Source organism: Streptomyces sp. NPDC001796, from assembly GCF_042892355.1.
In the GTDB taxonomy this organism is placed as follows: Bacteria; Actinomycetota; Actinomycetes; order Streptomycetales; family Streptomycetaceae; genus Streptomyces.
Window position 1 is genome coordinate 449,914 of record NZ_JBIAUC010000004.1, and the last position, 20,663, is coordinate 470,576.

Below are 20,663 nucleotides of genomic sequence, written 5' to 3' on the forward strand. Positions count from 1 at the left end.
GGGCCCGGTCAGTCGCCGGGCCCCAACACCCGTACGGGGAGCGGTCGCAGTGCCTCACGCAGGGCCGTGGCCAGCTCCTCGTACTCGGCAGCCCGCGCGGCGCCCGCGCGCATGGCGAAGGCGACGCGCCGGGTGGGGGCCGGATCCGCGAAGCAGCCGGTGAGGAGCCGGCCGTTGCGGGTGGTCTCCACCTCGACCGCCGTACGCGGCAGCAGGGTGACGCCGAGGCCGCCCGCGACGAGCTGGACGAGGGTGGACAGGCCGGCCGCGGTCGTGGTCACCGGCGCGCCCTCCCGTCTCCCACCACCGCCCTCAACCGAGGGCCTTCGCCCCGCCCCGCTGATTCCGCGGCCGGCCTCCCGGCAGATGTCCAGGGCCTGGTCGCGCAGACAGTGCCCCTCGTCCAGGAGCAGCAGGTTCAGCTCCCGCAGCGCCTCGCGGGGTATCCCGTCCCGGCCGCCGAGCCAGTGGTCGAGCGGGGTGACGAGGACGAAGTCCTCGTCGAAGAGCGGGAGTTCCACGACTCCGGGCACGCCGAGGGGGACGGCGAGCAGCAACAGGTCGAGGCGGCCGGTGGTCAGTCCGTCGAGCAGGTTCGCGGTCTGCTCCTCGTGGACCTGGAGGTCGAGGTGCGGATAGCGGTCGTGGACGAGATTGAGGACGGTGGGCAGGAGGTACGGTGCCACCGTCGGGATCACGCCGAGCCGCAGCGCCCCGGTGAAGGGGGCGCGGACGGCCTCGGCCTCCTCCATCAGCGCGCCGACCTCCTCCAGCACCGCCCTGGCCCGTACGGCGAGGCGCTCACCGGCGGGTGACAGGAGCACCTTGCGGGTGGTGCGCTCCAGCAGGGTGACGCCGAGCACCTCCTCCAGGGCGGAAACGGCGCCCGACAGGGCGGGCTGGCTCATGCCGATCGCGGCGGCGGCGTCCCGGAAGTGGAGATGCTCGGCGACGGCGGCGAAGGCGCGCAGCTGGGCGAGCGTGGGCTGGCGGCGCCCGTTGGTCCTGGTCCCACCCACGGCCATGCTCTTACTCCCGGTTACTGATAGCCGGCACCGATCAACCCGACCGAGTGTAGCTATTTCCCTAATCAATGCACCCTGTGCCAGCATCGGAACAGTCCAACCCATGAGAAGCACCTTGCGCTCGAGGTGCTTCTGTGCTGCAAGGAGAGCGTGTGCTCACTGTCGGTGACAAGTTCCCCGAGTTCGAACTGACCGCCTGCGTCTCGCTGGAGAAGGGCAAGGAGTTCGAGCAGATCAACCACAAGACCTATGAGGGCAAGTGGAAGATCGTCTTCGCATGGCCCAAGGACTTCACCTTCGTGTGCCCGACCGAGATCGCGGCGTTCGGCAGGCTGAACGACGAGTTCGCCGACCGTGACGCCCAGATCCTCGGGTTCTCCGGCGACTCCGAGTTCGTGCACCACGCCTGGCGCAAGGACCACCCGGACCTGCGCGAGCTGCCGTTCCCGATGATGGCCGACTCCAAGCACGAGCTGATGCGCGCGCTGGGCATCGAGGGTGAGGACGGCTTCGCGCAGCGTGCCGTCTTCGTCGTCGACCCGAACAACGAGATCCAGTTCACCATGGTGACGGCGGGCTCCGTGGGCCGTAACCCCAAGGAGGTCCTGCGGGTTCTGGACGCCCTGCAGACCGACGAGCTGTGCCCGTGCAACTGGAACAAGGGCGAGGAGACCCTCGACCCGGTCAAGCTGCTGGCTGGTGAGTGACGTATGTCCCTCGACTCCCTGAAGTCCGCCCTGCCGGACTACGCCAAGGACCTGAAGCTCAACCTGGGCTCGGTCATCGGCAACTCCGAGCTGCCGGCGCAGCAGCTGTGGGGCACGGTGCTGGCGACGGCGATCGCGTCGCGCTCGGCGATCGTGCTGCGCGAGCTGGAGCCGGAGGCGAAGGCGAACCTCTCGCCGGAGGCGTACACCGCGGCGAAGTCCGCGGCGGCCGTCATGGCGATGAACAACGTCTTCTACCGCACGCGGCACCTGCTGTCGGACCACGAGTACGGCAGCCTGCGGGCGGGGCTGCGGATGAACGTCATCGGCAACCCCGGGGTCGACAAGGTCGACTTCGAGCTGTGGTCGTTCGCGGTGTCGGCGATCAACGGGTGCGGGATGTGCCTGGACTCGCACGAGCAGGTACTGCGGAAGGCGGGCGTCGAGCGTGAGGTCGTCCAGGAGGCGTTCAAGATCGCTTCGGTGATCCAGGCGGTCGCGGTGACGCTGGACGCGGAGGCCGTGCTGGCCGAGTAGGCCGCCGTGCCGGGGCCCCGCTCACTCCTGGTGGGCGGGGTCCTCTGCATTGTGGGCACCGTCACCGGCGGCTGCGTCCCCGGACCCTCCCGCGGCCTGGGCGGCCTCGTCCACGGCCGCCGGACGGACCGGTGGTTGCCGCACCGCGCCGTCGAGCGGCTGTACGGACGGGGCCGGTTCCTGCTCGGTCTGCTCCTGTACGGCCTGTTCGTGCGCGTACTGCCGCAGATACCCCACCACCGTGTTCGTCACCGCCACCAGCGGTACCGCCACCACGGCGCCGCCGATGCCGGCCACCATGCCGCCGGCCGCGACCGTCAGGACCACCGCCAAGGGGTGGACGCGGACCGCGCGGCCGAGGATGAACGGCTGGAGGATGTGGCCCTCGATCTGCTGGACCGCGAGGACGACCACGAGGGTCATCACCGCGGTGAAGACGCCCTGCGTCACCAGCGCCACGATCACCGCCAGCGCGCCGGAGGCGACGGCGCCCACCAGGGGGACGAAGGAGAACAGGAAGATGAAGACGGCCAGGGGGACGGCCATCGGCACGTTGAGGAAGTAGATGCCGATGCCGATGAAGATGGCGTCGATGAGGGCGACCAGGACCGTGCCCCGGACGTAGGCCGTGAGGGTGCGCCACGCGCGCGGGCCGGCGCCGGCCACACCCGGGCGGGCGGCGGCGGGCACCAGCTTCAGGAACCACTGCCAGATGCGCTCGCCGTCGTAGAGCAGGAAGAGCGTCGAGAAGAACACCAGCAGGATGCCGGTCAGGGCCTCGACGATGACCTGAACGCCCTCCAGGCCCGCGGACGTTATCTGGTCCGTGTTGGCGCCGATCGCCTCGCGGAGGTTCTTGGCGATCTGGTTGATCTGCTTGTCGGTGACGTGGAAGGGGCTCTTCAGCAGCCAGTTGCGCAGGTCGTCGATGCCGTTCTGGATCTGGGTGGACAGCGCGTCGATGTTCTCCACGACCTGCCAGGTCACGAACCAGCCGAGCAGGCCCAGCAGGACGAAGCCCAGGATCACGGTGAGCGCGGTGGCCGGGCCGCGCGGCACACCGCGACGTTTCAGCCGGGCGACCGTCGGCTGGAGCAGTGCGGTCATCAACAGCGCGATGACGAAGGCGAACACCACCAGCTGCACGGTGCTGATGACCCTCATCAGCACCCATACCGTGCCGGCGAGCACCAGGAGCCGCCAGCCGGCCTCGGCCGCCACCCGCACACCCCAGGGCACGGCCTGGGCGGGGTCGGGGCGGGGTCCGCCGGGCACCGGCGGTGGCGGTGCGACGGGCGGCGGAGGCACGTTTGGAGCGGGGCGTGACCGTCCGGGCTCGCTGTGCTCCTTCTCCACCTCGGCGCGGCGCTCATCCAGGCGCTCGCTGATCTCGGTCAGCCCGGCCCCGAGCCGACCCAGCCACCCTGGCACTCGCGACATGATCCGTCCTCTTCCCCCGCTTCCCCGGGTGCTCCCCACCACTCCCCCCTGGAGTCGTCTGTTCCGACCGTACATGGTGGGGGCGGCGGTCCCTGAGACGGCCGCAGCCCCTCACCCATAGACGGTGAGAGGCTGTGCAGGGTTGAGCGCCGCGCGCGGGCGGGGCCGGCGGCTCAGTACCAGCTGTTGGCCTGCCAGAAGGACCAGGCCTGGCAGGGGCTGCCGTAGCGGCTGTCCATGTAGTTGAGGCCCCACTTGATCTGCGTGGCCGGGTTGGTCCGCCAGTCGGCGCCGGCGGAGGCGTACTTGCCGGCCGGCAGCGCCTGGAAGAGGCCGTAGGCACCGGAGGAGGCGTTGACCGCCTGGTAGTTCCAGCTGGACTCGTGGTTCACGATGTTGCTGAAGCACTGGAACTGGTCGGCCGCCACCATCTGACGGGCCATCGCCTGGATCTGCGCGACGGTGTACGAGCTCTGGACCGCGAAGCTGGAGGCGTCACGGCTCGCGCTGCGGCTGGCGGCCTCTGCCGCCTTGCGCGCCTTGGCTGCCTCTTCGGCCTGCTGCGCCGCCTTCTGCTTGGCGATCGCGTCCGCGGCCGCCTGCTTGCGGGCGGCTTCCTCGGCGTCCTTCTTGGCGAGCGTGTCCGCGGCGATGGCCTGCGCGTCCGCCTGCTGCGTCAGCGACGCCGTCTGGACCTGGGCCTGCTGACCGGCGGGTATGTCGGCGAGGAGCGTCGAGTCGGCTGCGGTCGCCTCGGCGTCGTTCGTCTGGGCAGTGCTGCCCGAGGCGACTCCGACGACGCTTCCGACAGCGGTGACCGCCGTGGCCGAGGCCACTGCGAATCCCCGGACCGAAATCGGGCTCACACGGTTTCCTTCCAGCATCGCCCGCTTCGGTGACCCTGGCGGACGCGATCGTGCCCCTGACACTGGCCTCCCACCTGCGGGGTCACGGGAGGCACGGGCCCGGTGGGCGACTCCCGCTGGGGGAGCGCCGCGTGGTGCTCGGGCGGCATACGACGGCTCTATGCAGTTGGTGTTCCTGTGGCGTCGTACCGCTGGGGGTACAACTGTGTCGTATGCGGGGCCTGACAGGAACGAGACTCTGCCGCAATCCGGCGCCGCGTTGCAATTCCGAGATGAGTGTGAAAGCTCACATCCCGTTTGGACCACGGAATTCTCGGGATCTCCCGCACACGACAGCGCCGCCCGGCTAGGCTCTACGCCTTTGCCGGACGGCGCCAACTCATGGGTAGCCATCCCATGTTGAACACTTGGGTCAGATCTGCCCGTCCTCTAGCATTTCGGTCACAAGGGCAGCGATCTGGGACCTCTCGGACCGGGTGAGCGTGACATGCGCGAAGAGCGGATGCCCCTTCAGTTTCTCCACCACGGCGACGACTCCGTCATATCGCCCGACGCGTAGATTGTCCCTTTGCGCCACATCGTGGGTCAGAACGACCCGTGAATTGGCCCCGATCCGGGACAGAACGGTCAGCAGCACGTTCCGTTCGAGCGACTGCGCCTCGTCCACGATCACGAACGCGTCGTGCAGCGAGCGGCCGCGGATGTGCGTGAGCGGGAGGACCTCCAGCATCCCGCGCGCGGTGACCTCTTCGATGACCTCGCGGGAGGTGACCGCGGAGAGGGTGTCGAACACCGCCTGCGCCCAGGGGCTCATCTTCTCGGCCTCGGAGCCCGGCAGATAGCCGAGCTCCTGCCCGCCCACCGCGTACAGCGGGCGGAAGACCATCACCTTCTGGTGCTGCCGCCGCTCCAGCACGGCCTCCAGCCCCGCGCACAGCGCGAGCGCCGACTTGCCGGTGCCGGCCCGGCCGCCCATCGACACGATGCCGACGTCCGGGTCGAGCAGCAGGTCGAGCGCGATCCGCTGCTCGGCGCTGCGTCCCTTGATGCCGAACGCCTCCCGGTCCCCGCGCACCAGGCGGACGTCACCCTCCGCCGTGACCCGGCCGAGCGCCTTGCCCCGCTCCGACTGGATGGTCAGACCGGTGTGCACGGGCAGGTCGGCCACCTCGGGGACGTGCAGATGGCCGTCCTCGAAGAGGATGTCCACCTGTTCGGCGGACAGGGTCAGTTCCGACATCCCGGTCCAGCCGGAGGAGTCCGTGATGGCCAGTTCCGCGCGGTACTCCTCGGCGAGGAGGCCGATGGAGGACGCCTTGATCCGAAGCGGCAGGTCCTTCGACACGACGGTGACGTCGAACCCCTCCGCCTGCAGGTTCCGGGCGACCGCGAGGATGCGCGAGTCGTTGTCCCCGAGGCGGTAGCCAGTGGGCAGAACGCTGGCGTCCGAGTGATTGAGCTCCACCCGCACGGTTCCGCCGAGGTCCCCGATCGGGATGGGGGCGTCGAGCCGGCCGTGCCGCACCCGGTAGTCGTCCAGGTGGCGCAGGGCCTGCCGGGCGAAGTAGCCGAGTTCGGGATGGTGCCGCTTGGCCTCCAGCTCCGTGACCACGACGATCGGAAGCACGACCTCGTGCTCCTCGAAGCGGGTCATGGCGTTGGGGTCGGCCAGCAGGACGCTGGTGTCGAGAACGTAGGTGCGCCGGTCTGGCTTGGGGCGCTTTGTGCTGGTCACCACGGAAGGACGTACCCCCTCGGATGAGGTCGGGGAGCGACGAGGTGGAGCTGGACCGGTCGTCGGCCGCGATGCACGGGCCGAGGACCGGCCCTCCGCGTCTGCGTCCGTGCTGTGACCGCACGGTCGGGCTGGTGCAAAGGGCCTCCCGGGCGGACGGCCCCGTGCCGTCCGCTGAGATACGACACCCGTGGTTCGGGTGTCGACCTGTCTGGCTTATGCCCTCGAAAATGCGCCGCCATGCCACGGCATATGACGGCGCCCCGGTGAACTCCTTGTTACATCCTGTCCCCCGAGCGGGTGACGCCGGGGGCGGCACCGGCGGGTGCCGACGGCGGGCGCCCGGGGTGTCCTAGCCGCCGTAGCGGCGGTGCCGCGCCGCGTAGTCACGCAGTGCGCGCAGGAAGTCGACCTTCCGGAAGGCCGGCCAGAAGACCTCGCAGAAGTAGTACTCGGAATGAGCCGTCTGCCACAGCATGAATCCCGACAGGCGCTGCTCGCCGCTCGTACGGATCACCAGATCGGGGTCGGGCTGGTCACTCGTGTAGAGGTGCCGGCCGATCATGTCGATGTCGACGGACTCGGCCAGGTCCTCCATCGAGGTGCCCTTCTCATGGGCGTCGAGGAGCATGGAGCGTACGGCGTCGGCGATCTCCTGGCGGCCGCCGTAGCCGATGGCGACGTTGACGAGTATGCCGTCGACGTGGGCGGTGGCCTCCTCGGCCTCCTTGAGGACGGTCTGCATCTGCCCGGGCAGCAGGTCGAGCGCGCCGACGTGGTGCACACGCCAGCGGCCGTCGGCGGCGAGGGAGCGTACGACGTCCTCGATGATCTTGAGGAGCGGGACCAGCTCCTCCTTCGGCCGGTCGAAGTTGTCCGTGGACAGCAGCCAGAGGGTGACGACCTCGACGTCCGTCTCGGCGCACCAGCCGAGGAACTCCTCGATCTTGTCGGCTCCGGCCTGGTGCCCCTGCGCGGTGGTCGATCCCGCGGCCTTCGCCCAGCGTCGGTTGCCGTCCATGATGACGCCGATGTGCTTGGGCACCTGAGCGTGGTCCAGGTGGCCTTCCACCCGGCGTGCGTACAGCCTGACGAGCAGGCCGCGCAGCTTGTCGCGCAGGTTCACGTGATTGTCAGCCCCTCCGTGCGGATCAGACAGGCGCGGTCGTGCGCGATCCCCGTCAGATGGCGGTCCCCGAAGCCGAAGCCTACCGCCGGAGAGGGCGGGGGCGGCCAACGGGTGTCAGCGGGTTGATTTGGGTTTGTGGGTGTGAAAGGGGGCGGCGGTGGGGGGATTTGGGCTGATTGGCCACACACGTGCGGGGGTATGGACCGGCTCGGCTCAGCTCGTCCGGGGGACTTCCCCGCGTGGCGGAGCCACTGGGGACGGGGCGTGGCGGGGCGGCGGGGGCGAGGCCCTTCGGTGGCGCCCGGCGCAGGAGCCGCCCGCGGCCGGAAAGGAAAACGGGCCGGTCCGTGGGGGGGAGACGGACCGGCCCGAGGGGGGGTTTCCACCATAACCCTTCGTAAGGGATCCTGCGTGCATCGGCGCGCAACAACTACTCTCCGAAACCACCCGACGACGCCCCGATGACCCCGGAACCCCTCATTCAGGGCCAGATCACGGCCGAAACCCGGCGGATGCCCGGGTGATCCGGCCGAAACCCAAGGGATCCAAGGGGTTCGCGGCCTCCTGTGGGTCACCTGGTGACCTACCCCGCCGTACTCCACCCGAGGGACCCGCGCCAGAAGTCCTCACTTGACGCCGCCGCTAACTTCACAGTCATGCCCATGCTCACCACCCCGGAGACACCCCACCCGGTGCCACTGGAAGTCGCACGGTCCGGGCAGGCCCGGCGGCGCGGGCTCCTGGGGCGCGACGGGATCGACGGCGCGCTGCTGCTGAGTCCGGCGAGCGCGGTGCACACCCTGGGGATGCGGTTTCCGATCGACGTGGCGTATCTGGACCGGACATTGCGGGTCATGACGGTACGGACGATGCCGCCGGGCCGTATCGGCCTGCCCCGCCCGCGTGCGCGCCACGTCCTGGAGGCGGAGGCCGGGGCGATGGAGCGCTGGGGCATCAGACCCGGCGTACGGGTCGCCGTACAGGACCCGTGACGCCGTAGGGCGCCGCACCGGCACGGAGTGCCCGGCACCGCGCAGCCCCCTCCACTGCGCGGTACCGCCCGCGCAGCTTCACTCGCGCGAATTCACCTTGGTCTGAACTTACTCGAGCCACCGGAACGGGCGGGAGTCGGCCCCCATAACGATGCGGAAACCTACGCGCCCGGCTTGCGTGCTTCGATCAGGAACCGCGTGCTGTACGCGACAAACGGGCCCTCCGCCACGATCCGCTCGTGCAGGGACCGCAGCCGGTCCTCGTACCGCTCCACGGTGAAGTCCGGCACCATCCAGATCACCTTGCGCAGGAAGTGCACGACGGCCCCGATGTCGTGGAACTCCATGCGCAACCGGGCCTCCCGCAGATCCACGACGTCCAGTCCGGCCGCTTCCGCCTCGGCGCGCGCCCGCAGCGGATCGCGTCCGCCGCGCACCTCCTTCGGCTGCGGCCCGAGGAAGTACTCGACGACCTCGAAGGCGCTCGCCGGGCCGACCTGCTGCGAGAAGTACGTGCCGCCGGGATGCAGCACGCGCGCGATCTCGCCCCAGTAGGTGCGCACCGGGTGCCGACTGGTGACCAGGTCGAACGCGGCCTCGGCGAACGGAAGCGGCGCCTCCTCCGCCGAGGCCACGACCACCGCACCGCGCGGATGCAGCAGCGCGGTGGCCCTGGCGACGTTCGGCGGCCACCCCTCGGTGGCGACGGTGACCGGCGGCAGCGCCGGCGCTGAGGCCAGGACCTCCCCTCCCCCGGTCTGGACGTCCAGCGCGGCGGACGCGCGGGCGAGCCGCCGCGCCATCGACCGGGCATACCCCCACGGCGGCCGTTCCTCGGTGGCCCGCCCTTCGAACCAGGAGAAGTCCCAGCCGTCGACGGGAGCCTCGACGGCCTCACGGACGAGTTCTTCGAACGAACGGTGGGTGGACATGCCGCGATCTTCCCAGCGCCACGAAAGCGGACGCGACCGAATTACGGAGCGACGGGTGACCGGATCACGGGTCACCGGATCACAGGTCACCGGATCAAGGGGTCACCGGCCCAGCGGACGAATCCGGCATGGCGGCCGGCCTACGGCACGAGCGGCCGCACCTCCTCGGCGACGAACCGCACGAACCCCTCCGGGTCCGGCTCGTCGCCGGTCGGCTGCAGGACCACCGTGTCGGCGCCCGCCTCCGCGAGCTGCCGCACGGCCTTGGCGACCGTGCCCGCGTCCCCTGCCACGCCGTGTTCGACCCCTCCCTCCCGCTCGATCTCGGCGCGCAGCCGGGCGGCGGCGTCCGGACCGGTGGTGGCGCGGAGGTAGATCACGACGGGGTGCGGGTCGGTGCGCCCCGCCGCCTCGCGTCCCTCGTCGACGATCCCACGGGCCGCCCGTACGCCCTCCGGTGACGTGGCCGCGGTGAGGAGCGTGCCGTCGGCCGCCTCACCGGACAGGCGCAACGAGCGCGGACCGGTGACCCCGGCGAGGACGCGGACGGCCTGCGCCGGCGGCCAGCCCAGGGCGACGTCGTCCAGCTTCACGTACCGCCCGTCCGTGGTGACCCGCTCGCCGCGCAGCAGGGCCCGCAGCGCGTCCAGGTACTCCCGCAGCAGCGTCACGGGCGACTCGGCGCGGGCACCGACCTGTCCCATCCAGCTCTGGACGCCGTGCCCGACGCAGAGGACGGCCCGTCCGGGGAACATGCGCTCGAGCGTGGCGGCCTCCATCGCGGTGAGGGCGACGTTCCTGAGCGGGACGGGCAGCAGTCCGACGCCCACACGCAGCCGTTCCGTCCAGGCGAGCGCGGCGGACGCCGTGGAGACTCCCCCTTCCAGGAAGCAGTCCTCCCACAGCCACAGCTCCTCGAGACCCGCCTCCTCCGCGAGCCGCGCGATCGTACGCAGTCGCTCCGGGGGCAGTTGGGGCCGGAACACAGCACCGAGTCCAGTCATGCGGCCTTCCTACCCAGCGGCCGCCGACCGGGCAACACCTTTACCGGGCGCCCGTCTCCGGGCGTTCGTAGTGCAGAAGTACGACACCGTTGCCGAACCGGCGGGAGTCGATCAGCCGGAGGCTGGTGAGCGCGTCGCCCTCCGGGAACAGTCGTCTGCCGCGGCCGAGGAGGACCGGGTGGACGTAGACGCGGAACTCGTCGACGAGGTCGTGCCGCAGGAACTCCGCGGCCAGTTCGGCGCCACCGAGCGCGAGGTCGCCGCCGTCCTGTGCCTTGAGCGCGAGGATGTCGTCGACGACCACGTCCCGGACGATGGTGGTGTGCCGGTCGGCGTGCTGGAGGGTGCGGGAGAACACCACCTTCGGCATGTTCCGCCAGATGCGGGCGAACTCGACGATGGGCGCGGAGGCGTCGGGGTCCCGGTCGGCGTTGGGCCAGTAGCCGGCCATGAGCTCGTAGGTGACCCGCCCCTCGAGGAAGGCGCCCATCTCCTTCAGGACGTCGTTGAAGTGCTGGTGGAGTTCGTCGTCGACGACATGCCAGTCGATCTCGCGGTTCGGGGCCTCCATATAGCCGTCCAGGGACACCGACATCATCAGGACGATCTTCCTCATGGCCCACCTCATCGACGTCCGACCGGCACCGGCGCCCACGGTACTCAGCGCAGGCGCCTCCTGATCGGTTCCTCCCGGAGTGTCAGCCGCCGGAAATCGCCGCGCCGCCGTCGCCGGACGCGCCGGCGCCGTCGGACCCTCCCCTCGGGAAGGACACCTCCACCCGGCGGTTCTTGCGGCGCCCCTCCTCCGTGGAGTTGTCCGCGATCGGGTAGTCCTCGCTGTAGCCGCGCACCTCGAAGGTGACATTGCCGCCGAGGCGGGCGGCCAGTTGGTCGTGGACCGCCTCCGCGCGCTGCTTGGACAGGGTCAGGCCGTGGGCGTACGAACCGAGGTTGTCGGTGAAGCCGAAGACGCGGACGGCGGTCCCGTTCTGCTTCTTGATCTCGTCCGCGATCGCGTCGATACGGGAGCGCGCCTCCGGGTTCAGCTTGGAGCTGTCCTTGGGGAACAGCACCTCGGCCTGGAGCGCGAACGTCACGTTCTCGTTGGTGTCCTCACGCCGCTCCTCACCACCGAGGTCCTCCACGACGGACTTGATGTCCAGCACCTTGGCGGGCGCGAGAGCGGCCCCGTCGGCGAGCTTCAGGCCCGGGCTGGCGGGGTCGATGGAGGGGGGTGGGGAGGTGGTTACGGTGCCGGGGGGTGCGCTGGGGTTGTCGTCGGCCGAGGCAGGGGGCGCGCCGACGAGGGCGAGGAGGGCGAGGGCCGTCAAGGCGGTGGCGGTGCGGGGGGTGAGGGTCACGGTCGTCTCACCCCTGGGAGAGTTCGATTGAGGCGGGGGGCATGGCGCCGACCTCGAAGTTGACCTCGTTCGTCCCTTCCGGGGGGGCGGGGAACTGGGCGAACCAGTCGGCCGACTTCCCCGCGTTCACGCCACCCCCGTCGAACTTGGTGCACAGGCAACGCCCCTGAGTGTCGCGCAGGACGAGGTACCTCTTCTTGCCCTTGCTGTCGATCAGGGACGCCCCGGCCAGCGAGGCGCCGTTCTTGCTCAGCTCCCGCTCGTCGCCGCGCCAGTTGGACGCGATCCAGAACTGGCCACCGTGGTTGGTGACCGTGCCGCTCACCGTGACAAAACCGCCCTGGTCGCGGACCGCGGAGGTGACAGTGAGAGTGATGTCGCCGCTCTTCACCTCGGCCAGCACTTTGTCGGCAGCCGGCGCGGAGGGCTGCTGGCTTTGGCCATCGCTTCCTGCCGTGGATTTGGCAGAGGACGATGTCGCCCTCGGCTTCCCATCGGAGTCCCCACCGCCGCAGCCGGCCACCGTGACGATCAGCCCCGTGGTGATCGCCACTGCGGACAGCGCCTTGCGGCCCTGCATGGTGTGCCGGAGATCCATCGGTACGGCTTCCTCTCACTCGGCCAGATGCACAGAGAACAGCACGGACGCGTCGGGAAGGTCGTCCGAATTGAAATCCCCGGGGTTGATGTCGATGAGATCGCCGCCGCAGTCCAACTGCACTGGCTTCTTCGGATCGGCGTTGGACCCGAAGGTGCACCGCGGTTGGATCACCGCGGTGGCCTCGGCCGTGGCATGCCGGTTCTCGGTACCGGGGATGATGGAGCTTCCGACCGTGTAACGCGTCTCGATCGTCACGTGATAGCCGGGAAAGCCGTTCACGTCCTCGCGGTCCGGGCCACCCCGCAAGGTCGCACGGTTCGCGTCAGCGAGCCGCTCGGCGGCAGCCGCGACGCCGGCCCCCTGGAAACGACTGCCGTTCAGCCAGCTGAGCCAGTTGTCGTCATGGCCGATGGCACCCTGCAGCCCCGTCATGAGTTCGTCACGGGCGTCCTGCGCCGCCGCCAATGCCGCAGCGTCCGCCGCGGACTGAGCTCCATTGCGAGCGGACGCTGCTTGGGCGAAGGCGAAGAAGGCGAACGCCGCGAACAACAGGATCGCTGTCAGCCAGATGTAGAGCGGGAGCGTCTGCCCTCGGTCGCCGCGGAGCGATGGTTCGATCAGCCGCCGCCACCCGTGACCGAGGTCACTGCGGTCCGGATCGCACCCGAAATCATTCCGTCCAGGCCGATCTGGTCGATCAACGTGAAGATCCCGGCAATGATGATCATCAGCCCGGCATACTCCACGAACCCCGCCCCCGCATCCCGCCCGGCCCCCCGCATCCGGGCCCCCACGGTCCGCTTCCACGTGCCCACCTCGCGCCTGATCCTGCTCATCACGGCCCCGGCCCTCCCACCCGATGCGGAAACCACCAACCGAGACACCGTAGGTGAGAGCACCCTCACTCTTCGTGGGCCCAGGGGCCCAACTTCCGCACGCCGGTGCGCTCATCGGCTCCACCCCTCCCGAGCCGTCCCCAGCCAGTGAGCGATCGCTTCGCTCCGCGAAGAACTCTGCAGCTTCGCGAAGATTCGGTTGATGTGGTTCTTGACCGTCTTCTCGCTGATGAAGCAGGCGGCGGCGATCTGCCGGTTGTTCATACCGGCCGCGATGAGGTCCATGACCTCCACCTCCCTCGAACTCAGCCCGAAGGCCGGCCACCCCGCGGCGCGGCGCCGCAGACCCCCCGCCCGGGCGGGCGGAACCCCCGACGACTGTGCCATAACCGGTTGCAGCTGCGAAGAGACTTCCTTCTCTTCGTAGGAAACGCCGAGCGAAGACCGGACAGCGCACGGGGACACCGTCCGCCGCCCCTCCCTCAGGCCCCGTACGGCCGCGATCAGTTCCGCCGCTGTGAACTCCCCGTGGACCAGGTAGCCGGAGGCCCCGCGGCTCAGGGCCTCCGCCACCACCTCGGGTTCCCGGCTGTACGTCAGCATCATCACGGGGGCCTGGGCGGCCAGTCGCGGCAGTGCCGTCAGGCCGTCCGTGCCCGGCATGCGGTGGTCGAGGAGGATGACGTCGGGGCGGTGCCGGGCGGCGTACGTGAGGGCCTGGGCACCGTCCGCCGCCTCCGCGACCACCTCCATGTCGGGGTGGACGGTCAGCAGGGCGGTCAGGCCCGCCCGGACGACCGGGTTGTCGTCGGCCACAAGGACGCGCAGGCACGGGCCGGGTTGCACCTGGTCGGGCAGGTCAGGCATGTGCGGCCTCCTCTTGCGGGGCGGGGGGAGCGGTCGCGGGGAGGGGGACGTGGAGGTGGATCCCGGCGCCGCCCAGCGGTGAGCGGCCCAGGCTGAGACGGCCGCCGAGGGAGGCGGCGCGTTCCGTCATGCCGAGCAGGCCGAAGTGGCCGGTTTTCGCCAGGCTCTCGGGTCTGGCCGACGGGGGCAGGCCGACACCGTTGTCTGCCACCCGTAGGTCCAGCGCGGCGTTGCCGGGCGCCTCGAGTTCGATCCGTATCCGGCTCGCTCGGGCGTGGCGGTGGGTGTTCTCCAGCGCCTCCGAGACGATCGCCAGGACGTGCTGGGCGGTCGTGTACGGCAGGAACAGGGGGGCGTCCGGCTTTCTCAGGGCCACTGTCGTACCGGTCCGGCTCGCGAAATCCTCCGTCAGCAGGGTGAGTTCGGCTGCCAGGTCCAGGTGAGCCGACGTGACGCCCGTACGGCGTCGCAGGTCGGAGAGCAGGTCGCGGGACTCCGCCGCCGCTCTGCGTGCGGCCCCGGCGACCAGCGTGGCCTGGCGCTTGAGCGTGTCCGGGTCGCCGTGGTCCGCGGAGGCGGCCAGTGCCTGTGCCGCCAGGGCCAGGCCGTGCAGCGTCTTCGCCACCGAGTCGTGCATCTCCCTGGCCAGGCGGGCCCGTTCGGACTCGACCGCGTCCGCCGCGGCCAGGCGGGCATTGGCTCGGGACAGCGCCTCGCTGGCCGCGCCGAAACGGAACATCAGGTTGCGCAACGTCACGCCGATGATGCCGGCGGCGACGCAGAAACCGGCGATGAGGAGCGTGCTGGTAGCCGCGCCGGGATGGTGTTCCCAGGCTCGGAAGACCGAGAACACCACCGCGAGTTGCAGGCCCGTGAGGACCCCCGCGCCGCGCCAGCCGTACAGCAGGCCGGACAGCAAGGGCGTGCAGACCGTGGCGTACGCGAGGGGGGAGGCCGGGGAGGCGGTCAGGAGCAGTGTGGCGACGAAGAGCAGGTCCAGCGCCATGAGCGTGGGGTGCGCGAGGAGGCGCGGGCCCACGCGGTTCCAGTCGCGGAGCACGGCGTAGGAGGCCGTGACGCCGAGGACGGCCGCCGCGACGGCGGCGTGGCGGGGGCCCTGTCCGGGCGTGTTGGCCAGGGCGAAGGGTGTGCCGATCAGGACCAGGGCGAGGCGTACGGCCACGGTCTGGCGGCACAGCGCCTGGAGCGCGCCGAGTTGGAGGCGGACGCTGGCGGGAGCGGGGGCGTCGTCCTCCAGGTACCCGGGGGCGGGGTGGCTCGTGCGGCTCATCGTCATCGGCCCAGAATCGATCCGAAGTCCGTACCCGACCCCAGGAACATCCCCGTGGCGATCAGGATCATCGTCGCCGGGAGCATGAACACCAGGGTGACCAGCGTGGCCTTGGGGATCGTCTTGGCGGCGCGGCGACGGGCGTTCTGGGCGTCCGTGCGGCGCATGTCCGTGGCCAGCTGGATCAGGGTTTCGACGATGGGCGAGCCCAGCTCCTCGCCCTGTTGCAGCGCGGAGACGAACTGTGCGACCTGTTCGGAGGAGTTGCGCCTGCGCAGTTCGTCGAAGGCCTGGCGGCGGCTGACGCCCATGTCCATCTGGCGCAGGGTGATGCGCAGTTCGTCCGCCCAGGGGCCTTCGTACTTCTCCGCGACCCGGTCGAGGGCCTGCCTGAAGCCCAGGCCCGCCGAGACGACGACCGCGAGGACGTCCAGGAAGTCCGGCAGGGTGCGGTCGATGACGTCCTTGCGCTCCCTGATGGCCTGCCAGATCAGGGCGTCGGCGGCGAACAGCCCGAAGGCGAACGTCGCGGCGGCGAAGAGCAACTGGCCGTTCGTGAGGAACATCAGGCCGAGGACCAGGCCGAAGATGCCGTAGACCGCCCGGCGTGCGGCGTAGCGGTTCAGGGTCAGTCCGCCGGGGTTGCCCGCCATGTCGATGCGGCGGCGTTTGGCCTCCACACGGCGCGGACCCATCAGGCGCAGCACGAGTGGGGCGAAGCGGATGCCGAGGCGGTCGACCGCCGAGCCCGCCTTGGAGACCCGGGTGGCACCGACCTCCAGGGCGAGCGCGAGATCGCTCGGGAGCTTCGCGTCCGCGCGGATCATCCGGACGCCGAGGAGGACGCCGGCGACGGAGACCGCCGTCAGTAAGGCGAGGAGCAGCGGAAGCATCGTGGTCTCCCCCTCACACTTCGATCTTGCCGAGGCGGCGGATGACGAAGAACCCGATCGTGTACAGCGCGAGGGAGAGCAGGACCAGACCCTGGCCGAGCGGGGAGCCGGTGACGCGTTCCAGGGCGCCCTCGTTCGAGGAGTTGACCAGGATCAGCGAGCCGAGGCCGAGCATCGGGACCGTGAAGGCCGTGGCGTTGACCTCGGAGAGCATCGTGCGGACCTCGCGCCGGGTCTCCTTGCGGTCCTCCAGGGTCTGGGTGAGGTTGCGCAGGGAGTTGACCACCGAGCCGCCCGCCTTGTTGGCGAGGACCAGGGTGGTGACCAGGACGATCAGCTCGCGCGACGGGAGGCGTTCGGCCAGTTCGCCCAGGGTGTCGTCGACCGAGCGGCCCAGCGACAGCTGGTCGGCGACCCGGGCCAGTTCCTCGCCCGCCGGGGCCTCCAGCTCCTCCGCCGCCATGGCGAGCGCGGTGCGCAGCGCGAGTCCGGCGGCCGTGGCGTTGGCCAGCAGACGGGCCACGTCGGGGAGCTGGTTGATGAACGCCTCGATGCGTTTCTGCCGCTGCCAGTTGAGGAAGACGGCCGCGCTCCAGATGCCGACCAGGCCGGCGATCGGGCCGAAGAAGGGCGCCAGAGTGGACGCCGCGATCAGCCACAGCGCCACGACGACTGCGGTGACGTAGGTGAAGAACTCGCCCGCCGTCAGATCCAGGCCCGTCGCCGAGAGGCGCATGTGGATGGCTCGTCCCAGGCGGGTACGGCGCAGCCTGCGGTCCACGGCCGCGAAGCGCCGTACGCGGCCGGCCGCTGTGCGGATCGGGCCGCCCGCGGTTCCGGAGAGCCGGTCGACGAGCGCCCGGCGCTGGGCGCGGCCGGAGGCGTAGGAGTGCACGCCCGCGACGGCGAGCGTGCCGGTGAGGACGGTGGCGCCGAGGGCGAGGAGTGCGGGGTCGTTCATGGCCGGCTCCAGATGTGGGCGGGGTCCTTCATGACCGGCTCCTGAGGTGGGCGGGGATCATCCGATCGCCTGCCTGGTGTTCAGTACGTCGAGGGCGTCCGCGACCCCGAAGGCGGGCGGAAGCGGTTCGCCCGCGCCGTACAGCTTCTCCGCGACCGGCCGGGGCAGCCGGAGGTGCTCGAAGCGGCCGCGGACGATCCGGTCGGGGCCGAGGGGCTCGGGCAGGAAACGGGACACGGTGGCGACGCGGAACTGTTCGCGCCCGTGCGACACGACGAGTGCGATCTCCACGACCTTGCGGGAGCCGTCGGGGTACCGGGCGAGCTGCACGACCACGTCGACGGCCGAGTTGATCTGGTCCTTCAGCGCCTCGAACGGGATCATGACCTCCGACATGGAGCCGAGGGTCTGCAACCGCATCAGCGCGTCCTCCGCCGAGTTGGCGTGCACGGTGGCGAGCGAGCCGTCGTGGCCCGTCGACATCGCCTGGAGCATGTCGAGGGTCTCGCCGCCGCGGACCTCGCCGACGATGATGCGGTCGGGCCGCATCCGCAGGCTGTTGCGGACCAGGTCGCGAATGGTGATCTGGCCCTTGCCCTCGACGTTCGGCGGGCGGGACTCCAGGCGGATGACGTGCTCCTGCTGGAGCTGGAGTTCGGCGGAGTCCTCGATGGTGATGATGCGTTCCTGGGAGGGGATGAGCCCGGAGAGCGCGTTGAGCAGGGTCGTCTTCCCGGAGCCCGTGCCGCCGCTGACGATCAGGTTGAAGCGGGCGCGGACGAACGCGGCGAGCAGCATCAGCATCTGCTCGTCGAGCGAGCCGAGGCCGATGAGTTCGGGCAGCGTGTAGGCGCGCGGGAAGCGGCGGATGGTGAGCGTGGGGCCGGTCAGGGCGAGCGGCGGGATGATGACGTTGACGCGCTCACCGGTGGGCAGGCGGGCGTCGACCATGGGGTTCGACTCGTCGACGCGGCGGTTGACGGTGGAGACGATGCGTTCGATCGTCTGCATCAGCTGCTCGGCGGAGGCGAAGCGGAGCGGGAGCTGTTCGACGCGGCCCGCCCGCTCCACGAAGATCGAGTCGGGGCCGTTGACCATGATCTCGGTGATGGACGCGTCGGCGAGGAGCGGTTCGAGGACACCGAGGCCGAGGGCCTCGTCGACGACCCGTCGGATCAGCTGGGAGCGCTCGGCGGAGGAGAGGACCGGGCCCTCGCGGCTGATGATGTGGCCGAGGACGCGTTCGAGCCGGACCCGGCGTTCGGCGGTGGCGAGACCCGACATCTCGGCGAGGTCGATCTCCTCCAGGAGCTTGGCGCGGTAGACCGCGACGAGGTGTCCGTCCTCTCGGGCGGCTCGCCCGTCGTCGGGGGCGGCGATACGGGAGCGGAGGCTCATGCCGGTCGTCAGCTCCTTCCTGGGATGAAGGGGTCCGGGTCGTTGGGCATGGTGGCGCGGCGGGTGACGGTCCAGCCGCTGAAGAGGGGGATGACTGCCGGGACGCGGACGGTGACGGTGGCGGTGGTGGTGCCGGCGCCCTTGGGAGCGTCGACCTCGGGGCTGAGCCAGCCGCTGACGGCCGCGGAGCCGGCCGCTGCCCCGTCCCTGTTCTGCGAGGCGGCCCTTGCGGCAGCCCGTGCCCCCGACCCGGCCTGGTTGATGCCGTAGCCGATGAGGCCGAGCTGGATGGCGGCCATGCCGATGACGAGAAGGACGGGCAGGAAGCCGGCGAACTCGAGCATGGAGACGCCTCGGTCGTCCCAGCGGCGGATTCGCCGTCCCGTCCGGGGCGCCCCTCGGCGTCGGAGAAGAAGCCTCATGGGCTGTTCCCCTCCAGCGCCGCCCCCGCCGAGCCGTCGACCTGCCAGCCCGGGTCGACGCCCGGGAAGAACAGCGGGACGTCGGCATGGACCGTCGCCTTCATCACCGACCCCGCCGGGGTGCAGGTGATGTCCGCTCCCTGCCAGGCGTCCGGCAGGTGCTGGACGCCCGCCGACTGGCACGCACCCGCCACATCGCCCCCGACGGCGTACGCCGCCGTGGCGGCCCGGGCCGCCTCGTCCGCCGCGTTGCCCGCCAGCGAGTACGTGTAGCCGTACAGCACGCACTCCCACAGCAGCGCGAGCACGACCAGCACCAGCGGGAACATCCCGGCGAACTCCAGGGTCACCGACCCCCGGTCGCCGCCCTTGCGCCACAGGCTCAGCGCGCCCCGGTCCGACGGCGCCCGGCGCCGCCGCCCGCCGCCCTCCTGCGCCTGCACCAGTTCCAGCTCCCCCGCCAGCGCCCACAGCGCCTGCTTCACGGTGGAGCGGGCGTCGAGGTCCTGGAGGCGTCCGGCGTCCACGACCGACTGGAGTTCCTTGAAGGCGGCCGGGACCGCGGCGCGGGCCACCTTGGTGCCGGTGACGCGTTCGACGAGGGAGGGCTGGATCTCCGTACCGCGCGAGTGACGGTTGACGACGGTCAGCGTCTCCTCGGCCTTGCGGATCTGGAGGCGGTCCCACAGGCGGACCATCCGCTTGGCCGCGCGGACCGCGACGACGTCCGGGGTGACCAGCAGCACGGCCTGGTCGGCGATCTCGACGGCTGCGGCGGTGGCGGCGGTCATCTGCGAGCCGCAGTCGACGATCACCACGTCGTGGCGGGAGCGCAGCGCGCCGAGGACCTGACGGGTCACCCGGTCGGTGACCTCCTCCCCGCGTTCGCCCTCGGCGGGGGCGAGGAGCAGTCCGATGCCGCTGTCGTGAGTGTAGAGGGCGTCCTGGAGGACGCGCGGGTTGATGTCCGCGATCCCGGCGAGGTCGGCGACCGAGCGCCGGAACTGCACGTCGAGGTAGGAGGCGATGTCCCCGGACTGGAGATCGAGGTCGACCAGCGCGACCGTACGGCCCGACGCCCGTACGGCGAGCGCGAGGTGGACGGCCGTGACCGTGGCGCCGACGCCGCCCTTCGCGCCGGTCACCGCGACCACGGTCCCTCCGGGGCCGGCGTACGACTCGGGGGCGCCGCTGCTCAGATGGCGCCGCATGCCGGCGGACCAGGTGGCGGCGGCCTGGACGCGTTCGGCGAGGGCGTCGTAGCCGAGGGGCAGGGTGACGATGCCGCGGGCGCCGGAGTCCATCGCGGCGGTGAGCACGCCGGTGCTGGTGTCGGCGGTGACGAGGACGACGCCGACCGCCGGGAACCGCATCACCAGGTCGCGGATCAGGTCGAGCGCCGGCTCCGGCCCGATCCGCTCGTGCACGAGGACGACCTCGGGCAGTTCGTCGAGGGAGTCTCCGGCCAGGCGCGCCAGGGTGTCGAGCAGGGCCGTGGAGTCGTGGACGGGCGGGGCGGGCTCGGCGTCGGGGAGCTGTCCGAGCAGGGTGGTGAGCGAGCGGGCGGCGTCGGGGTCGCCGACGGCGGGGAGGACTCGGACGGTCATCGGTGACACCCCGCCGCGTGGGACAGCCTGGGGACAGGCCCGCCGGGGGCCGGTACGGA

Annotated in this window: 21 protein-coding genes; 3 read left to right on the top strand and 18 right to left on the bottom strand. The window is 70.8% G+C overall.

Annotated features, from left to right (window positions below):
• Positions 1-8: 8 nt before the first annotated feature.
• Positions 9-1,025: a LysR substrate-binding domain-containing protein gene (locus tag ACFYZE_RS11620; RefSeq protein ID WP_388991259.1), complete on the bottom strand. Its 1,017-nt coding sequence runs from the start codon at positions 1,023-1,025 to the stop codon at positions 9-11.
• Positions 1,026-1,177: 152 nt separating this feature from the next.
• Here ACFYZE_RS11620 and ACFYZE_RS11625 point away from each other — a divergent pair, with 152 nt between their 5' ends.
• Positions 1,178-1,732, top strand: coding sequence for a peroxiredoxin (locus ACFYZE_RS11625; protein WP_388991261.1), 555 nt, complete (start codon positions 1,178-1,180; stop codon positions 1,730-1,732).
• A gap of 3 nt (positions 1,733-1,735) precedes the next feature.
• Positions 1,736-2,269, top strand: a complete 534-nt coding sequence (locus ACFYZE_RS11630; protein ID WP_388991263.1) for an alkyl hydroperoxide reductase — start codon at positions 1,736-1,738, stop codon at positions 2,267-2,269.
• 21 nt (positions 2,270-2,290) lie between these two features.
• Here ACFYZE_RS11630 and ACFYZE_RS11635 read toward each other — a convergent pair whose 3' ends face one another.
• The 4 genes from ACFYZE_RS11635 to ACFYZE_RS11650 form a co-directional block, all read right to left on the bottom strand.
• Positions 2,291-3,709 (bottom strand): AI-2E family transporter, encoded by a 1,419-nt coding sequence (locus ACFYZE_RS11635; RefSeq protein ID WP_388991265.1) that lies wholly within the window; start codon positions 3,707-3,709, stop codon positions 2,291-2,293.
• A gap of 173 nt (positions 3,710-3,882) precedes the next feature.
• Positions 3,883-4,575 (bottom strand): transglycosylase SLT domain-containing protein, encoded by a 693-nt coding sequence (locus ACFYZE_RS11640; RefSeq protein ID WP_200419066.1) that lies wholly within the window; start codon positions 4,573-4,575, stop codon positions 3,883-3,885.
• A 412-nt stretch (positions 4,576-4,987) separates the two neighbouring features.
• Positions 4,988-6,313 (bottom strand): PhoH family protein, encoded by a 1,326-nt coding sequence (locus ACFYZE_RS11645; protein WP_388991267.1) that lies wholly within the window; start codon positions 6,311-6,313, stop codon positions 4,988-4,990.
• Between the two features lie 349 nt (positions 6,314-6,662).
• Entirely contained in the window at positions 6,663-7,436 is a 774-nt protein-coding gene (locus ACFYZE_RS11650; protein ID WP_103838363.1) for an isoprenyl transferase, read from the bottom strand.
• Positions 7,437-8,095: 659 nt separating this feature from the next.
• Between ACFYZE_RS11650 and ACFYZE_RS11655 the strand changes: the two genes are divergently transcribed.
• Positions 8,096-8,431: a DUF192 domain-containing protein gene (locus ACFYZE_RS11655; protein WP_388991269.1), complete on the top strand. Its 336-nt coding sequence runs from the start codon at positions 8,096-8,098 to the stop codon at positions 8,429-8,431.
• A 161-nt stretch (positions 8,432-8,592) separates the two neighbouring features.
• On the opposite strand, the gene ACFYZE_RS11660 is transcribed toward ACFYZE_RS11655, so the two are convergent.
• From ACFYZE_RS11660 to ACFYZE_RS11720, 13 genes are all read right to left on the bottom strand, one after another.
• Complete coding sequence (locus ACFYZE_RS11660; RefSeq protein WP_388991271.1) at positions 8,593-9,363, bottom strand: class I SAM-dependent methyltransferase; 771 nt, start codon at positions 9,361-9,363, stop codon at positions 8,593-8,595.
• Positions 9,364-9,503: 140 nt separating this feature from the next.
• Positions 9,504-10,367, bottom strand: a complete 864-nt coding sequence (locus ACFYZE_RS11665; RefSeq protein ID WP_388991273.1) for an LLM class flavin-dependent oxidoreductase — start codon at positions 10,365-10,367, stop codon at positions 9,504-9,506.
• 40 nt (positions 10,368-10,407) lie between these two features.
• Positions 10,408-10,983, bottom strand: a complete 576-nt coding sequence (locus ACFYZE_RS11670) for a dihydrofolate reductase family protein (protein ID WP_388991275.1) — start codon at positions 10,981-10,983, stop codon at positions 10,408-10,410.
• An 82-nt stretch (positions 10,984-11,065) separates the two neighbouring features.
• Positions 11,066-11,728 (bottom strand): OmpA family protein, encoded by a 663-nt coding sequence (locus tag ACFYZE_RS11675; protein WP_388991277.1) that lies wholly within the window; start codon positions 11,726-11,728, stop codon positions 11,066-11,068.
• Positions 11,729-11,735: 7 nt separating this feature from the next.
• Positions 11,736-12,326 (bottom strand): hypothetical protein, encoded by a 591-nt coding sequence (locus ACFYZE_RS11680; RefSeq protein WP_388991278.1) that lies wholly within the window; start codon positions 12,324-12,326, stop codon positions 11,736-11,738.
• Positions 12,327-12,341: 15 nt separating this feature from the next.
• Positions 12,342-12,950, bottom strand: coding sequence for a pilus assembly protein TadG-related protein (locus ACFYZE_RS11685; RefSeq protein WP_388991462.1), 609 nt, complete (start codon positions 12,948-12,950; stop codon positions 12,342-12,344).
• 326 nt (positions 12,951-13,276) lie between these two features.
• Positions 13,277-14,032 (bottom strand): response regulator, encoded by a 756-nt coding sequence (locus ACFYZE_RS11690; protein ID WP_388991280.1) that lies wholly within the window; start codon positions 14,030-14,032, stop codon positions 13,277-13,279.
• Entirely contained in the window at positions 14,025-15,329 is a 1,305-nt protein-coding gene (locus ACFYZE_RS11695; protein WP_388991282.1) for a sensor histidine kinase, read from the bottom strand. Before ACFYZE_RS11695 ends, ACFYZE_RS11690 begins: the two co-directional genes overlap by 8 nt.
• Entirely contained in the window at positions 15,326-16,216 is an 891-nt protein-coding gene (locus ACFYZE_RS11700; RefSeq protein ID WP_388991284.1) for a DUF5936 domain-containing protein, read from the bottom strand. The genes ACFYZE_RS11695 and ACFYZE_RS11700 overlap by 4 nt, the downstream gene beginning before the upstream one ends.
• A gap of 13 nt (positions 16,217-16,229) precedes the next feature.
• Positions 16,230-17,177: a type II secretion system F family protein gene (locus tag ACFYZE_RS11705; protein ID WP_388991286.1), complete on the bottom strand. Its 948-nt coding sequence runs from the start codon at positions 17,175-17,177 to the stop codon at positions 16,230-16,232.
• 57 nt (positions 17,178-17,234) lie between these two features.
• Positions 17,235-18,575 carry a CpaF family protein gene (locus ACFYZE_RS11710; RefSeq protein ID WP_388991288.1) on the bottom strand — a complete coding sequence of 447 codons (1,341 nt, stop codon included), beginning with the start codon at positions 18,573-18,575 and terminating at the stop codon, positions 17,235-17,237.
• Positions 18,576-18,583: 8 nt separating this feature from the next.
• Complete coding sequence (locus tag ACFYZE_RS11715) at positions 18,584-18,919, bottom strand: TadE/TadG family type IV pilus assembly protein (protein WP_388991290.1); 336 nt, start codon at positions 18,917-18,919, stop codon at positions 18,584-18,586.
• A 74-nt stretch (positions 18,920-18,993) separates the two neighbouring features.
• Positions 18,994-20,604, bottom strand: coding sequence for a CpaE family protein (locus tag ACFYZE_RS11720; RefSeq protein WP_388991292.1), 1,611 nt, complete (start codon positions 20,602-20,604; stop codon positions 18,994-18,996).
• Between the last annotated feature and the right edge of the window lie 59 nt (positions 20,605-20,663).

Coding starts and splice junctions, on each gene's coding strand:
- ACFYZE_RS11720 (WP_388991292.1), bottom strand. CDS start 20,604: ATGACCGTCCGAGTCCTCCCCGCCGTCGGCGACCCCGACGCCGCCCGC.
- ACFYZE_RS11705 (WP_388991286.1), bottom strand. CDS start 17,177: ATGAACGACCCCGCACTCCTCGCCCTCGGCGCCACCGTCCTCACCGGC.
- ACFYZE_RS11630 (WP_388991263.1), top strand. CDS start 1,736: ATGTCCCTCGACTCCCTGAAGTCCGCCCTGCCGGACTACGCCAAGGAC.
- ACFYZE_RS11715 (WP_388991290.1), bottom strand. CDS start 18,919: ATGCTCGAGTTCGCCGGCTTCCTGCCCGTCCTTCTCGTCATCGGCATG.
- ACFYZE_RS11670 (WP_388991275.1), bottom strand. CDS start 10,983: ATGAGGAAGATCGTCCTGATGATGTCGGTGTCCCTGGACGGCTATATG.
- ACFYZE_RS11665 (WP_388991273.1), bottom strand. CDS start 10,367: ATGACTGGACTCGGTGCTGTGTTCCGGCCCCAACTGCCCCCGGAGCGA.
- ACFYZE_RS11695 (WP_388991282.1), bottom strand. CDS start 15,329: ATGACGATGAGCCGCACGAGCCACCCCGCCCCCGGGTACCTGGAGGAC.
- ACFYZE_RS11635 (WP_388991265.1), bottom strand. CDS start 3,709: ATGTCGCGAGTGCCAGGGTGGCTGGGTCGGCTCGGGGCCGGGCTGACC.
- ACFYZE_RS11660 (WP_388991271.1), bottom strand. CDS start 9,363: ATGTCCACCCACCGTTCGTTCGAAGAACTCGTCCGTGAGGCCGTCGAG.
- ACFYZE_RS11700 (WP_388991284.1), bottom strand. CDS start 16,216: ATGCTTCCGCTGCTCCTCGCCTTACTGACGGCGGTCTCCGTCGCCGGC.
- ACFYZE_RS11710 (WP_388991288.1), bottom strand. CDS start 18,575: ATGAGCCTCCGCTCCCGTATCGCCGCCCCCGACGACGGGCGAGCCGCC.
- ACFYZE_RS11680 (WP_388991278.1), bottom strand. CDS start 12,326: ATGGATCTCCGGCACACCATGCAGGGCCGCAAGGCGCTGTCCGCAGTG.
- ACFYZE_RS11655 (WP_388991269.1), top strand. CDS start 8,096: ATGCCCATGCTCACCACCCCGGAGACACCCCACCCGGTGCCACTGGAA.
- ACFYZE_RS11620 (WP_388991259.1), bottom strand. CDS start 1,025: ATGGCCGTGGGTGGGACCAGGACCAACGGGCGCCGCCAGCCCACGCTC.
- ACFYZE_RS11690 (WP_388991280.1), bottom strand. CDS start 14,032: ATGCCTGACCTGCCCGACCAGGTGCAACCCGGCCCGTGCCTGCGCGTC.